The organism is Bradyrhizobium sp. UFLA01-814, from assembly GCF_046718885.1.
GTDB classification, from domain to species: Bacteria; Pseudomonadota; Alphaproteobacteria; order Rhizobiales; family Xanthobacteraceae; genus Bradyrhizobium; species Bradyrhizobium elkanii.
Window position 1 is genome coordinate 1 of sequence record NZ_JAQOSR010000198.1, and the last position, 14,086, is coordinate 14,086.

The 14,086-nt window shown below is 65.5% G+C and carries 10 protein-coding genes and 2 pseudogenes; 4 read left to right on the forward strand and 8 right to left on the reverse strand.

Going from position 1 to position 14,086, the window contains the following annotated elements; genetic code table 11:
* The 3 genes and pseudogenes from PMN64_RS37235 to PMN64_RS37245 all read left to right on the forward strand — a co-directional run.
* Nucleotides 1-690 (forward strand): annotated as a pseudogene (locus PMN64_RS37235) (hypothetical protein); the annotation flags it as partial.
* Nucleotides 691-748: 58 nt separating this feature from the next.
* Complete coding sequence (locus PMN64_RS37240; RefSeq protein ID WP_411784354.1) at nucleotides 749-2,107, forward strand: hypothetical protein; 1,359 nt, start codon at nucleotides 749-751, stop codon at nucleotides 2,105-2,107.
* 37 nt (nucleotides 2,108-2,144) lie between these two features.
* A complete protein-coding gene (locus PMN64_RS37245; RefSeq protein WP_411784360.1) occupies nucleotides 2,145-2,870 on the forward strand; it encodes a formyltransferase family protein in 726 nt (241 codons plus the stop codon).
* A gap of 9 nt (nucleotides 2,871-2,879) precedes the next feature.
* Here the strand turns inward: PMN64_RS37245 and PMN64_RS37250 are convergent, their stop codons facing one another.
* The 3 genes from PMN64_RS37250 to PMN64_RS37260 form a co-directional block, all read right to left on the reverse strand.
* Nucleotides 2,880-3,101, reverse strand: coding sequence for a hypothetical protein (locus tag PMN64_RS37250; RefSeq protein WP_411784355.1), 222 nt, complete (start codon nucleotides 3,099-3,101; stop codon nucleotides 2,880-2,882).
* Between the two features lie 355 nt (nucleotides 3,102-3,456).
* Entirely contained in the window at nucleotides 3,457-4,911 is a 1,455-nt protein-coding gene (locus PMN64_RS37255) for a short-chain fatty acid transporter (RefSeq protein ID WP_411784356.1), read from the reverse strand.
* Between the two features lie 54 nt (nucleotides 4,912-4,965).
* Nucleotides 4,966-8,367: a molybdopterin-dependent oxidoreductase gene (locus PMN64_RS37260; RefSeq protein ID WP_411784357.1), complete on the reverse strand. Its 3,402-nt coding sequence runs from the start codon at nucleotides 8,365-8,367 to the stop codon at nucleotides 4,966-4,968.
* A gap of 145 nt (nucleotides 8,368-8,512) precedes the next feature.
* Between PMN64_RS37260 and PMN64_RS37265 the strand changes: the two genes are divergently transcribed.
* Complete coding sequence (locus PMN64_RS37265) at nucleotides 8,513-9,190, forward strand: GntR family transcriptional regulator (RefSeq protein WP_411784358.1); 678 nt, start codon at nucleotides 8,513-8,515, stop codon at nucleotides 9,188-9,190.
* 36 nt (nucleotides 9,191-9,226) lie between these two features.
* Here the strand turns inward: PMN64_RS37265 and PMN64_RS37270 are convergent, their stop codons facing one another.
* The 5 genes and pseudogenes from PMN64_RS37270 to PMN64_RS37290 all read right to left on the reverse strand — a co-directional run.
* Complete coding sequence (locus PMN64_RS37270; RefSeq protein WP_411784359.1) at nucleotides 9,227-10,387, reverse strand: acyl-CoA dehydrogenase family protein; 1,161 nt, start codon at nucleotides 10,385-10,387, stop codon at nucleotides 9,227-9,229.
* A gap of 122 nt (nucleotides 10,388-10,509) precedes the next feature.
* The gene (locus PMN64_RS37275; protein WP_028340064.1) at nucleotides 10,510-11,277 is read right to left on the reverse strand and encodes a crotonase/enoyl-CoA hydratase family protein; all 768 of its coding nucleotides are present in this window, start codon (nucleotides 11,275-11,277) and stop codon (nucleotides 10,510-10,512) included.
* A gap of 20 nt (nucleotides 11,278-11,297) precedes the next feature.
* Nucleotides 11,298-12,080, reverse strand: a complete 783-nt coding sequence (locus PMN64_RS37280) for an SDR family NAD(P)-dependent oxidoreductase (protein WP_028340063.1) — start codon at nucleotides 12,078-12,080, stop codon at nucleotides 11,298-11,300.
* Nucleotides 12,081-12,098: 18 nt separating this feature from the next.
* Entirely contained in the window at nucleotides 12,099-13,349 is a 1,251-nt protein-coding gene (locus PMN64_RS37285) for an acetyl-CoA C-acetyltransferase (RefSeq protein WP_018272923.1), read from the reverse strand.
* Nucleotides 13,350-13,564: 215 nt separating this feature from the next.
* A pseudogene (locus PMN64_RS37290) lies at nucleotides 13,565-13,828 on the reverse strand (helix-turn-helix domain-containing protein); the annotation flags it as partial.
* Between the last annotated feature and the right edge of the window lie 258 nt (nucleotides 13,829-14,086).

Sequence of the window (14,086 nt, forward strand, 5' to 3'; positions counted from 1 at the left end):
GCGCTGGCGCCATTGCTCGATGCCGACTTCATCAATGATTGCATCATCGCCGGCGGCCTCATGACCGCCTGCACGGCTCCGGCGCCCCCGATGTGGCTGGCGGGCAGCTTTGCCACCCTGTCGCCGTCGCACGCCTATCTCTACACGCTGTTCGGCGCCAATCGCCTGCCCGCGAATGTGTTCGGCGAAGCACCGTGCGGGACGCTGCAGGTCGGTCTGTTCGATCGGAACGGCCAGGCCTCGCTGGAGGCGGTCAGCGTCTATCATACCGGGCTCGGCGACCTCCGCCTGCGGATACCGCTGTCGCGCCGGATGGCAATCGCGACCATCGCGCTGCCGCTGGCCAAGCTCACCCGCGACGGGATGCTCCACGGCATCACGGTCCAATACGGTGAGAGCGCCGCGAAAGCCGCCGACAGTTCGAACGTGACAGCGATCGCCGCGGGACGGCTCATCGATGCCGGCCTCGAACGGCGCGGCCGTCACTTCCGTGCTACCAGTGACGACGGCATGCTGCTGATGCCGGTCGACGGCTTCGAAGACGACGTCGCCATCTACACGGTCGCGCTGACCGCCCTCGACCATGACCGCATCCTTGCGGTCGCGGACCGCGACGGCAACGGTGCCCCCTCGGCCACACTGACCTGGCGCAGCACCAACGACACGCTCGCAACGAACAACGACAGCTGATTTGTCCGCCTGATCCGGCCGCCCCGCACGTAGAAGGTTAACGAGGGGTAGTGCGGGCATGATTTCGGCTGACACGGCGCAAGCGGACGGCTTGCAGACGAACTTCGACCAATTGCTGGCGGCGAACGGCATCCGGATGAGTGCCGCGCAGCGCCGTCGGCTTGCATGGCTGTCGGAGCGGCTCGGACCCGCGGTCCTCCATCAGGCCGGCTCGGTGCCGGCGAGGGACCATGGCGTCATCATCCTCGTCGAGCCGCCAAGCGGCCCCGCCGCCGAGATGCTTTACCGGTCGCTTCGCGCCGGCTGCGCGGTCGTCGTCCCCTTCGGCGAGAATCCCGCCTTCGACTTCCTGAAGAGCAAGCTGACCGACTTCGGAACGATCGGGCCGAGCCCTGATGGCCCGCACGAGATGTGGTGGGGCGGCCTCAATTGGCGCCCGATCGCGCCCGAGCAAGGCTCAAGGTCCGAGGCATCGCTGCGCGTGGTCTCCTGCTACCCCCGGGCTTGCGGCGACGATCATGCCCGCGCCCTCCGCGACAAGCTGGCCGAATTCCGGATCGCCTGCGACATCGCTCCGATCGACACCGCGGACGGCGCGCACATGCGCGCAGCCGAGAAAGCCGGCTTCATATTGCGGATGTGGGAGCAGCACCGCGAGCCGCTGCTCTTCATCGAGGCCGACGCAGTCCTCAGCGAGCCGCCACTGCTGCCGTCATACCTTGATTGCGACATCGCGCTCCACAAATGGAACCGGTGGGAAATGTCGGCGCGCACCCTCTATCTCGGCCGTTCGCCCGCCGCCGAAGCGGTGCTGCGCAACTGGCATCACATCGCGAGCGCCTATCCCGCGGTCTGGGAAGGCTATTTGCTCGACCAGGCCTGGAGCCTGACAGCATCGCAGATGGCGCTCGACACCGTCTGGCTGCCGCGCTCATACCACGCTCCGGCCGAAGACGCCGGCACGCCCCGCCACACCACAATCGTCCACAACCTGCCCACCGACGGCAGCGATCTTGGACCGGACGCCGAATTCGGCGTCGCAATGCGGGCCGCGCGGCGCGCGAGCCGCAGCGGCGGCCGTGACGCCATGATCGTGATCCGGTCGCAGGCGGCCTCGCATGATGCGATCATCGTGATCATGCGCGATATCGCAACCAGCGATGCGCGCGAAATGGCAGCCAGCATCGAGGCGGTCACCGGCGCGTTCGCGGCCGATTGCGGCGGGTTCGGCCGGCTCGAGCTCGCACTCTGCCCCTGGCAGGACGATATCCGCGCGGCGAAATCGGCCGCGAAAAGCGCGAACAACCGCATCATCGAGATCGCGCCGTGGCAGACGCTGCCGGCCGACCTGTTCCGCACCGTGGGCCAATCCCGCGATGCAGGAAGCGTCGTCGTGATGGCCGGGCAGCGCGGCTGATGAACGCCGGAAGACAGAGCAAGGGAAGGACATCGACATCATGAAGACAATCATCCTTCTTACCGGCGTCGCCAACCAGCAATTCGCGCTCACCGAACTGTTGAAGGCGCACAATCCGGCGCTGTCGTTCCGCTGCGCGGTAACGGCCGACGAGTTCGCCGCGATCGAGCCGGAGGTCTTGCGCGAGGCCCGGCTGTTGGCCTTCACCGCCAGCGTCATCGTGCCGAAGCACATCCTGGCGGCGCTCGGCCACGGCGCCTACAATTTCCATCCCGGCCCGCCGCAATATCCCGGCTGGGCGCCGGCGCATTTCGCGCTCTATGATGGTGCCCGCACCTTCGGCGCGACGGCCCATGTGATGGCCGCGCGCGTCGACTCCGGCCCGATCGTCGGGGTCGAGTCCTTCATCATTCCCGACAAGATCAGCGTACGCGGACTCGAACAGATCGCCTATGTGCGGCTTGCCCATCTGTTCTGGCGGATGTCGCGCGATCTCGCCTGCGATCCCATGCCGCTGGCGGAACTGGAGATCGCCTGGTGCGGAATCAAGAGCACGCGGCGGATGTACCGCGAGATGTGCGAGCTTCCCGCCGGCATCAGCGCCGGCGAGCTGGCGCGCCGGATCCGCGCCTTCCATGACGATTTCCGCGGCATCCCGCTGACCTGCTCGTTGCACGGCATCCGCTTCCAGCTGGCAACGACTGTCACGCAGGCGCCTGAGCCGCCGCAGGTGGTCTCGCCGCCGCTCGCCGCGGCCTCCTGAGCAACGGCCTCAACCGCGCGTCGCACGGCTCCGAACCTCGTGGCGCTGCTGCAAGTGCGCCCTCACCGCACGCTCCGCGGCGCGCGCGGAGCCGAAATAGCCGCCGTCGAGGCCGTCAAAGGCGCGGTCAGAGGAGAAGAAGCAGAAGCCGCGGCTATCGCTGACGACGATGCCGGCGGTGCGATCCGATACTTCGATGACATAGGCTTGGGACATTTGGGTTTGGGACATGCGTATTCGATCGCCGAATGACGGCGCTCCTGTCAGATTGTCGGATGCTTTGGATTTGTCGAAGCGATCAACAACAACAGACGCCGGTCGCCGCCGAGACGCAGCGATGCTGCATGCGGCTTCGCATGTCGCACATCAAGCTGCGGTGGTCATGTCTCATTGCGGTGACCTTGGACAACACGGATATCGCGCATCAATATCCAGCCGAACCGCGCCGCGGTCAATGAAATGGCTGACCAAAGATAAGAGCCCGGCGCGACGCCTCATTCGCGATGGGCGGAAAAACAGCACAGTTTTGGTGATGACGGTCGTTGACCGCTGAATTGCCGGGCACTGGGTGCCCGGCCATGATCGCTCAGGGCAGGATCGGCGGATGATAGGTGAAGGTCGCCATCAGGATCGCCGCCAGCAGCATCACGATCGGAAAGTGGATGAAGAACTGCACCGACGTGTAGCCGATCAGATCCTTCGACTTCAAGCCGAGGATGCCGAGCAGCGGCAGCATCCAGAACGGGTTGATGAAGTTCGGCAGCGTCTCGGCGATGTTGTAGACCATCACCGTCCAGCCGAGATGCGCGCCGATGTCGTTGGCCGCCTTCATGATGTAGGGCGCCTCGATGATCCACTTTCCGCCGGCCGACGGCACGAAGAAGCCGAGCAGCGCCGAATAGATTCCGACCAGGAACGAAAACACGGTGGAATTGCTGGAGGCGCCGACGAACCAGTGTGCGATCGTGTCCGACAGCGTCGTGCCGCTGCTGTTCGGGACCTTGGTCAGGATCTGCGCAATGCCGGCGTAGAACGGAAACTGCAACAGCACGCCGGAGACACTCGGCATCGCCTTCGAGAACGACTCGATGAGGCTGCGCGGACGCCAGTGCAGCACGATGCCGAGGATGAGGAAGACGAAATTATAGGTGTTGAGGCCCGACAGCGTGATCAACGGATTGCCCGACTGGAATGTCTGCCACAACCAGCCGGCGGCAAGCACGGCGATCAGGATCGTCAGCAGCGGGCTGAACTCGAGCCAGTCGCCCGGACGCGCCGGCTTCCTGGCCTCGATGCGATCATCGCCAAGCGCAACGCCGAGGTCTTCCGCCGTCTTCGCCTGTTCGGGCGCAGGCGTCGTGAAATAGCAAATCGCAGCGGAGACCACGGTCACCATCACGACGGTGACCATGTTCTGCCAGGTCAGGATGGTTTCCGAGAAACCGATCACGCCGGTGATCGGCAGGAGCGATGCCGGAATGCTGCCGGCATTCGCCTGCAGCTGCGCAGCTGATGACGTGATGCCGAGCGTGAAGCCGCAGCCGAGCCCGAGATAGCCGGCGGCGCCGGCCGCCCGGTAGTCGAGCCTGATGTCGGTGCGCCGTGCGATCTCCCGCACCAGAAGACCCGAGAAGATCAGGCTCAGGCCCCAGTTCAGCAGCGACAGAAAGATGCTGAGCACGCCGACAAAGACCACGGCGCCGCGCCCGGTCTTCGGCACGCTGGCGAGCCGCGCCAGCACGGCCGCCACCGGCGGCGACATCGCCACGACATAGCCGCCGATCGCGACCAGCGCCATCTGCATCGTGAACGGAATCAGGTTCCAGAACCCGTCACCAAACGCGCGGCTTACGGCGAGCGGCGAACCGCCATGCAGGATCGCGCCGATTGCGACCGCAATCACCGCGATCAGGACGAAGACGTAGGCATCCGGAAACCAGCGCTCCGCAAACGCCACCAGGGCTTGCGAAAATCGCGCGATGATGTTGTCCGCGACAGGTTTTCGCAAACTCACGGCTTGATCGTGCGTTGCATTCGTCATCAATCTGATCCCCTTCCGGTAAATGCGGTTACAGCCTTCAATCGTGTTTGGTCATCAAAGCGCGAGCGTGAGATCGGTCAGCGGCACGGCCTGGCAGGCGAGGCACTGTCCCTCGCTGCCATCGACAGGGCCGAGATGGGTAAACTCCCCATCGACGACCTGAACCGCACAGCTTTCGCATTGCCCGACACGGCAGCCGCTCGGCAGCGCGATACCCGCCGCACTCGCCGCATCAAGCAGCGTCCCCTGCTCCGGCCCCCAGGAAAAACTCTGCTTGCTGCCCGCAAGCCGTATGGTGCGCGGCGCAAGATTGCTCGGCACCGACGGCGGCGACACGAAGCTTTCGGCAAAAATGTCGAAGCGCGGCACGCCGAGCGCCGTCACGGCCTCGATCTGTGCCGCAACGAATTCCGGCGAGCCGCAGATGTAGACCAGCGGCCGGCGCGCCAACAGCGGCTTGACCTGTCCGAGATCAACCCTCCCCTTGCGCAACGAATGCGGGTCGATCGGGTCCTGCGCGAACGGCGCGGAATAGAACGTCACACGCTTCAGCCCTGGAATACCGGCTTCCAACTGTGCAAGTCGCTCGGCAAACGGATGCTCCCGGCTGCTACGGCAGCCGTGGAGCAGCAGGATTTCGCCAACGCGATCCTGTGGTGCAATGCTTTGCAGCGTTTCGAGATGGCTCATGAACGGCGTGATACCGATGCCGGCGGCGAGGAAGATCGGCGGCCGCGGCCCCTTCAACGGCGGCGTGAAGATGCCGCCCGGCGGCTCCAGCACAACCTCGTCTCCGACGGCAAGACGGTGCAGACGATCCGGCATGAAGAACGGCCCATCGCCACTCGGCGCCTCGTTGAAGAAGCGCCCCTTCACCGCGATCGAGAGCACATCCGGCAGATCACCCGATCCGGTCAACGAGTAGGCCCGCGCCTCCGTTGCGCCGGGCAGCGAGACCATCACGTGCTGGCCCGGCAGGAAGTCGGGCAGCGGACCACCGTCAAGTGGCAGCAGGTTGATCGCGATGACATTATCTGCCTCGGCGCGACGCGCGCCGACCTTGAACCGCCGCTGACCGCTCCACAGGCCACGACTGGCAATTCCGTCGCGCCTGATATCGCAGACGATCGCGCGCAGCGGGACGGACCCGCTGACCGGATCGCGCGCATCGTCATGCAGCACGGCGTTGATGTTGCGGGTGTGGATGCCTGCCGTCGCGGAACGCTCGCGGCCGAGCGGCGGACAGTCTTCCCACCAGCCGAATTCGGCGACGACGACCCGATCGTCGAGCGCCGCATTGAGGCGCACCTTCAGGGGCACGGCACCGCCATGCGTCTCCACCACGGCCCAGTCGCCTTCGGCAAGGCCGCGCCGCTCGGCGAGCTGCGGACTGATCTCGACGGCCGGATCGGGCGACTTGCGCCGCAGCGAGGCGACGTGCCGATAAGAGGAGTGAACGAACCAGCCGCTCTTGGCAGTGGAAAGCACGAGCGGAAAGCGTGCGTCCGGCGCTGCCGTGAGCGGGCTGCCGACCGGCTCGACGTGGTCGGGCAAGGGATCATAGCCGTGTCCCAGCATCAGCTCGGAATAAAGCTCGACGCGGCGCGTCGGCGTCGCGAATCCGGCAACCGTTCGGTCCTCGCGCGCCACGGCGTATTTTTCGTCGCGGAAGATCTGCGGGAAGCGGCGGCCTTCGGGGTGCGCGCGCAGATCCTCGACACCGATGCCGAGCGGCGCGAGCTGATAGTTCCAGCCGGCCGTGATGTCGCCGCCGAAGAACAAATCGCCCATCCCGAGCCTGAGCGCGAGCGCGGCGGCGATCTCGTAATCGGCCTTCACTGCGCCGACCGGCTCGACCATGCGCGGGCGAAACTGCACGGTCTCGACGGCTTCCTGCGTGATCTCGAATCCAATCTTGAGCGCATCGCGCTCCCACGGCGTGCTGGCGGGCAGCACGAAATCGGCGCTCTCCGCAGTCGGGTTCATGAACATGTCGATATGGACCTGGAATTCCAGCGCGTTCAGCGCGGCGCGGTTGCGCTCGGAATGGCCCTGCGAGACGACGAAGTTGGTGCCGAAGGCGACCAGCGCGCGCACCCGGTAGGGCTCGCCGTCGAGCACCGCCCTGCTGAAATCGCGCGCCGTGATCCAGCCCTTGGCCGGCGGGCCGAGCGGCAGTTCGGCAATGCCCAGCGCCTTTGCCTGCTGCTCCGGCGACAGGATATTGTAATCGTTGAGGGCACGGGTCGGCGGCGGCACCGGCCAGCGATTGCCGCCGGGCCGATCGCAAGCGCCGGTCAGCGCATACAACGTCGCAATCGTGCGCTCGATCGCGGTCGCGTTGGTGTGCTGGCCGACGCCGGTCCAGGAATGATAGGCGAGCCGCGGCCGGCGAGCGAGCAGCGTGTTGAACGCGTCGACGTCCTCGACGCGCAGCCAGGTCAACTCCGCGACGCGCGCCGGCGTGTAAGGCGCGGCCCGCTCGACGAGCAGCTCGAACGCAGTTGCCGCCGCTATCATCCCGCCGTCGCGTGTGCGGACCTGCAGCGCGCCACGCAGCTGGCCACAGCTCTCCGGCGCGTAGCGGGTGTCGCAAGGCACGGGCGCCCCCGACGCATCGAGACGAGCGAAAGCCTCCGGCGCGCCATCCGGCCACAATGCGTCGGCGCGCAGGAAGCGTCCCGTCGCACGATCGACCAGCAGCGATCCATTGGTCCATGCGTCGACGAAATCCGCATCGAAGCTGCCGGTCGCGATGAGGTGACGGATCGCCCCCATCGCGAGCGCGCCATCGGCGCCCGGGCGAATGCGCAGCCACAGATCGGCCTGCTGCCCCGAGCCGTTCGGCTTGGGATCGATCACCACGACCTTGGCGCCGCGCCGCCGCGCATCGGCGATCCGCGTTGCCTGGGCAAGCCAGGTCCGCGCCGGATTGTGACCCCACAGGATAATCGCATCGGCATTGTCGTAATCGGGAAAGCCGATGCCGCGGCCGAAGGTCAGCGCGTGCGCATAGTCCTTGTGCCAGCCGCAGATCTCGACCGCATAGATCAGGTTCGGGCTGCCGAAGCCGCGGATGAAGCGCTCGACCCACTCAAAACTGTCGACCATCGGCGTGCCGCTCGGCGTGGTGACGCCGAACGCCACCGCCTCGGCGCCGCTCTCCGCGCGGATCGTACCGAGCCGGGCGGCGATCTCGGTCAAGGCCTCGTCCCACGACACCTCGACCCAGCCCGGATCGGCGGCGCCGCGCGGCTGGGTCCGCTTCAGCGGGACGGTCAGACGGCGCGGGCTGGCGACGATTTCGGGCGCCGCCCTGCCCTTGGCGCAAAGCGCGCCGCCGGTCGGGTGGTTATTCAATACCTCTATGCTGACAAGGCGCCCATCCTCGACCACGGTGACGGCACCGCAGCGCGAGCGACAAAGCGTGCAATAGCCGGGCAGCCGCTGTTTCACCGCCGTCTCACCTATCCCAGTCAGTCCATGTGACGCATTTTTGTAATGCGTTACACATTTACGTCATACGCTACCGGCTGCGTCAAGGCTAAGTAATAATCAGCGACGAATCGGAGTTCCCAGCGAGAGGCGGCCACGACCACCGATGGACCAGAATTTGCGAGAACAGGTGCTGCAGCGGGTGCGGGCCGAGATCATTTCCGGGCAGAGCCTTCCGGGCACGATGTATTCGGTGCCGAGTCTCGCGGCGAGCCTCGGCGTCTCCTCGACGCCGGTACGCGAAGCGCTGCTCGAGCTCAGCCGCGGCGGCCTGGTCGAGCCGATGCGCAACCGCGGCTTCAAGGTGGTTGAGCCGACGCTGACCGAGTTGCGCAACCTGTTCGACATGCGCGAGGTGCTCGAGCTGCACGCCGCCGTGCTGGTCGCCGCCAATCCGCCAAAGGATCTGGCGGTCGTGCGCGGCTGGGCCGACCAGATCGCCAGGGCCGTCGAGACCGACGACGTCCAGCTCTATCTGGAAGCGGACCGCAACTATCATCGCGAGTTCATCGCGGCCGCCGGCAACGACCTGCTGACCGACACGGTGATGGGCCTGCGCGATAAGATGCGGCTCTACGGCATCAGCTCCCGCGCCGGCCACGAGCGGCAGCAAGCGTCAGTGCCCGAGCACTACCGGTTGATCGAGCTGGCACTCGCCGGCGAGACCGAGGCGCTGACCACCCTGCTCCGCACTCACATCCGCTCCTGGGAGCCGATCTTCGTCGATGCATTGCTGCGCTCGAAGGAGCATGCGCGCGAACCACTGCGGCAGGCCCGCGGCTGACGCGGGCGGAGGCAGCTAGGCGGTGGTGGTGACCGGCTAGTCCAGAATGCTCTTGTAGTGCTCCGAGAAGACATCGCGGCCGATGATCAGCCGCATCACTTCGGAGCTTCCAGCGAGGATTCGATTGACGCGTGCATCGGTGAACATGCGGCTGATCGGATATTCGTCCATGTATCCCGCGCCGCCGTGCAGCTGGACGCCAAGGTCGAGCATCTTCCACTCGACTTCCGACGACATCATCTTGGCCTTGGCGCCCATGTTGCTGGTCAGGCGTCCGGCATTGTGCTCGGCCACGCAGTGATCGACATAGACCTGCACGAGATCGATTTCGGCATCCATCTCCGCCATGCGGAACTGGGTGTTTTGCTGTTCGGCGAGCGGCCGGCCGAACAATTTGCGGTCCATGACGTAAGCGCGCGTGATGTCGAACGCCTTGCGGCCATTGGCGATCGATCCGACTGCGGAGATCAGCCGCTCCTCGGCAAGGCCTTCCATCAGATAGTAGAAGCCCCTGCCGGGTTCTCCCAGCACGTTGGCCTTGGGCACCTTCACATTGTTGAAGAACAGTTCGGCAGTGTCCTGCGCCGGCATGCCCATCTTCTTGAGATTGCGGCCGCGCTCAAAACCTTCCATGCCGCGCTCGACGATCAGAAGCACCATGGCATGCTTCTTCTCGGCGCCCGCGAGCTTGGCCGCGACGATCACCACGTCGGAATTGATGCCGTTGGAAATATAGGTCTTCGAGCCATTGAGCAGGAAATGATCGCCCTTGTCTTCCGCCGTCGTCCGCATGCCGGCGAGGTCCGAGCCCGCGCCCGGCTCGGTCATCGCGATGGCCAGGATCGTCTCGCCGCTGACGCATTTCGGCAGGAATCGGTCGCGCTGCTCCTCGGTGCCGAAGCGCTTGAAATAAGGACCGACCAAGCGGCTGTGCAGCGTGTTGTACCAGCCCTTGCAGCCGGATCGCGCAGTCTCCTCAATGATGATCTGCTCGTAGCGGAAGTCCTCGTCGCCCATTCCGCCATATTTTTCCTCGGGCCAGATCATCAGGAAGCCGAGGTCGCCGGCCTTCTTGAACGCGCTGCGGTCGACGATGCCGGCCTCCCGCCATTCCTCCATATGGGGCGCAATCTCGCTGGCGAGAAATTTGCGGTAGGAGCCGCGGAAGATGACCTGGTCTTCGGTAAAGCTACGCATCAATCACCTAATAGCGCTGTCATGGAAACCGCCGGCATACGCTGAGGCACCGGTACAAAAAATTGGAGCGCCGGTTCTGCTGCAATCAAAACCGACGCTCCGTCACCGAAACAGGCGATGCCCTACTTGCCCTTCCAGTTCGGCGGGCGTTTTTCCGCAAAGGCAGCCGCGCCCTCGCGGGCATCCTCGGATACGAAGACAGGACCGACGATCTCCTGCTGCCTTTTCCACATCTCATCTTCCGGCCAGAGCCGGGATTCGACGATCACCTGCTTGGATGCCTTTACGGCGAGCGGGCCGTTGGCACCAATCGCTGCCGCGAGCTCGAGCGCCGCGTCGAGCGCCGGTCCATCGGTCAAACGGTTGATGATGCCGAGCTGGTAGGCACGCTCCGCGCCGAAGAACTCGCCCGTCAATGCGAACTCCATCGCCACACGGAACGGCATCTGGCGCGGCATGCGGATCAGACCGCCGGCCGCGGCGGCCAGCCCGCGCTTCACCTCGGGGATCCCGAACTTGGCGTTGCGGTTGGCGACGATCATGTCGCACGACAGCGCGATCTCCATCCCGCCGGCGAGCGCGTAGCCGTCGACAGCCGCGATCAGCGGCTTCTTCGGCGGCGCCTCGGTCAGGCCGGCGAAGCCGCGGCCGGGGATCGACGGCCGCTCGCCTTTCAAGAACCCCTTGAGGTCCATGCCCGAGCAGAATGTGCCGCCGGCGCCGGTGATGATGCCGACGCTCAGGGAGTCGTCGGCGTCGAGCCGGTCGATCGCCGCGGCCACGCCCTTGGAGAGGGCGAGGTTGGCCGCATTCTTCGCTTCCGGCCGGTTCAGGGTGATGATCAGGATCGGTCCGCGGACTTCAGTGAGGACCGGAGTTTCTTCGGACATCGCTTTCGTCTCCTGATCGCTTAACGCGGAGCCATGCGGATGGCGCCGTCGAGACGGACGTCTTCACCGTTGAAGTAGCCGTTGGTGATCATGGTCAGCGCCAGCTGCGCATATTCCTCCGGCATGCCGAGACGCTTCGGGAACGGCACCGACGCGCTGAGCGCGGCCTTGACGTTCTCCGGGGCGCCCTGCAGCAGCGGGGTGTTGAAGATGCCCGGCAGGATGGTGTTGACGCGGATGCCTTCGGCCATCAGGTCGCGCGCGATCGGCAGGGTCATGCCGACCACGCCGGCCTTCGAGGCCGAATAAGCCGCCTGCCCCATCTGGCCATCCTCGGCCGCGACCGAGGCCGTGTTGACGACCGCGCCACGCTCGCCGTGCTCCAGCGGGGACAGCGACAGCATGCCCTGCGCCGACTTGGCGATGCAGCGGAAGGTGCCGACGAGGTTGATCTGGATGATGCGGTTGAAGGCGTCGATCGGGAAGTGGGTGGGCTCGCCGGTCTTCTTGTCGCGGCCCGCGGTCTTCACCGCGTTGCCGGTGCCGGCGCAGTTCACCAAGATGCGCTCCTGGCCATGCGCAGCGCGGGCCTTGGCGAAGCCCGCATCGACCTGCTCGTCCGAGGTGACGTCGACCTTGCAGAACACGCCGCCGATTTCCTTGGCGATGGCCTCACCTTTCTCTTCGTTGAAGTCGAAGATCGCGACTTTCACGCCTTGCGCAGCGAGCGCGCGCGAGGTGGCAGCACCAAGGCCGGAAGCGCCGCCGGTGACGACGGCGGCGACCGATGAATCGAGTTTCATGGCAATATCCTTTCGCGATCAGATGCGTTCGATGATGATGGCCGGCGCCATGCCGCCGGCGGCACACATGGTGACTAGGCCATAACGTCCGCCGCTCCGCTCGAGTTCGTCGAGCGCCGTGCCGATCAGGATCGATCCGGTCGCGCCGATCGGGTGGCCGAGCGCGATCGAGCCGCCATTGATGTTGACCTTCTCGCGGTCCAGCTCGAGGTCGCGGATGAATTTCTCGGCGACGACCGCGAAGGCCTCGTTGATCTCCCAGACGTCGATGTCGTTCTTGGTCAGGCCGGCCTTGGCGAGAACCTTCTTGGCCGCCGGAACCGGCGCGTTGAGCATCAAGGTCGGGTCGTCACCCTGGTTGGCATAGGCCACGATGCGGCCGCGCGGCTTGAGGCCGTGCTTCTCGGCATATGCCTTCGACGTGATCAGCACCGCGGCGGCGCCGTCCACCACGCCCGAGCTGTTGCCGGCATGATGCACGCCCTTCCACTCGAGGTCCGGATAGCGGCGCTGGATCTGCTTCTTGAACGTCGTGCCGTTGCCGAGATCGAAATCGGCAAGCTGCTCGAAGCTCGGCTTCAGCGAAGCAAGGCCTTCAGCCGTGGTCTCGGGACGCGGGAATTCTTCACGATTGAGGGCAACGCTGCCGTCGTCGTTGAGGACGGGGATCACCGACTTGGCGAAGCGGCCTTCATCGATGGCCCGCTTGGCGCGCTGCTGGCTCGTCAGCGCCAGGGCATCGCAGGCCTCGCGGCTGATCCCCTCGCGCGTCGCGATGGCGTCGCCGCACACGCCCTGGTGCGACTGCGGGTGAATCTCGTCGAGGGCCGGATTGCCCGAACCCATCATCCGCGCCGGCTGCCCGGCCTTGGAGCGCTCGGCTGCGAGGGTCTGTTGATAGCTCATCATCTCGGTGCCGCCGGCGATGACGCAATCTTCCATCCCCGACATTACGGACGCTGCCGCGAGGTTCACCGACGTGATGCCGCCGCCGCAGAAACGATCCAGCGTCGTGCCGCTGGCGTTGATGTCGTAGCCCGCCGCGAGCGCCGACATGCGTCCGAGATCGCCGCCCTGCTTGCCTTCCTGAGTCGATGTCGACCAGATGATGTCATCGACGGTCGACGTGTCGAGCTTGTTGCGCTCCTTGAGCGCGCCGAGCACCGTCGCGGCCAGATGCTGCGGATGCAGGTGCGACAGCGCCCCCTTGCCCGGCTTGCCGATGCCCCGCGGCGTGCGAACAGCGTCAATGATGTATGCTTCAGACATGCGTTTCCCTTTGCTTCGAATGTTTCGTTAGTTGCGCTCGTGCCGATGATCCCAACCGTTTCCGCGAGGCGTCAACGCTGTGGCGTCACCGCAAGCGGCTCGGCAATTGAGTTGCGCTGATCTTCGAAGTACCCGAAGCGCGGCACCTGCCGGAGTTGCGGCTCGTCGGCACAGACAGGCTTGTCGCAACCCTGCGCAAACAACGGCGCGCCGGCCGCGGCGGCGTGGGGACCGAGAGCATATTTCTGCTCTTGCGGCAGATAGATCAGCTGGCCGATCTGGGTAAGCGTCAAGGTGAGACGGGACACCGTCGATCGGGGAAGACCGCAGCGATCGGCGATTTCGCGATTTCCCAGGCGTATGCTTCGACCTTCGAAGCAACGCACGATGTCGAATGCGCGCGACACCACCTGGATCACGCGCCGGTTGTCCGTGCCGGCGGTCTCTTGTGCCATCAGTACCTCAGATCGACGTCCCATCGTTTACGCCTCACTCCTCATTTTCCATACGGGTGAACGAAGCCCACTCTGCTTCGAGCGGCCGACGCCGATCCGCGACATCGCGGCCGGGCGCGCAACGCTCGCGCGCGCGAACTCATGTGCGGGATTTGGCGGCAGGGGTCCGCGGCGCGCACCGCGTGGGCGATTGCAGGGGTGCTGCACAGCTTGTTCCGGGATCGACGGTCTGACGCGACGGCCGGTCGCTCCGGCGTTCGGTCCGTCCGCGGTGATCACACC

Excerpts from the sequence above, each read along its gene's own strand:
- PMN64_RS37240 (WP_411784354.1), top strand. The coding sequence starts at position 749 with ATGATTTCGGCTGACACGGCGCAAGCGGACGGCTTGCAGACGAACTTC.
- PMN64_RS37250 (WP_411784355.1), bottom strand. The coding sequence starts at position 3,101 with ATGTCCCAAACCCAAATGTCCCAAGCCTATGTCATCGAAGTATCGGAT.
- PMN64_RS37255 (WP_411784356.1), bottom strand. The coding sequence starts at position 4,911 with ATGACGAATGCAACGCACGATCAAGCCGTGAGTTTGCGAAAACCTGTC.
- PMN64_RS37265 (WP_411784358.1), top strand. The coding sequence starts at position 8,513 with ATGGACCAGAATTTGCGAGAACAGGTGCTGCAGCGGGTGCGGGCCGAG.
- PMN64_RS37270 (WP_411784359.1), bottom strand. The coding sequence starts at position 10,387 with ATGCGTAGCTTTACCGAAGACCAGGTCATCTTCCGCGGCTCCTACCGC.
- PMN64_RS37275 (WP_028340064.1), bottom strand. The coding sequence starts at position 11,277 with ATGTCCGAAGAAACTCCGGTCCTCACTGAAGTCCGCGGACCGATCCTG.
- PMN64_RS37280 (WP_028340063.1), bottom strand. The coding sequence starts at position 12,080 with ATGAAACTCGATTCATCGGTCGCCGCCGTCGTCACCGGCGGCGCTTCC.
- PMN64_RS37285 (WP_018272923.1), bottom strand. The coding sequence starts at position 13,349 with ATGTCTGAAGCATACATCATTGACGCTGTTCGCACGCCGCGGGGCATC.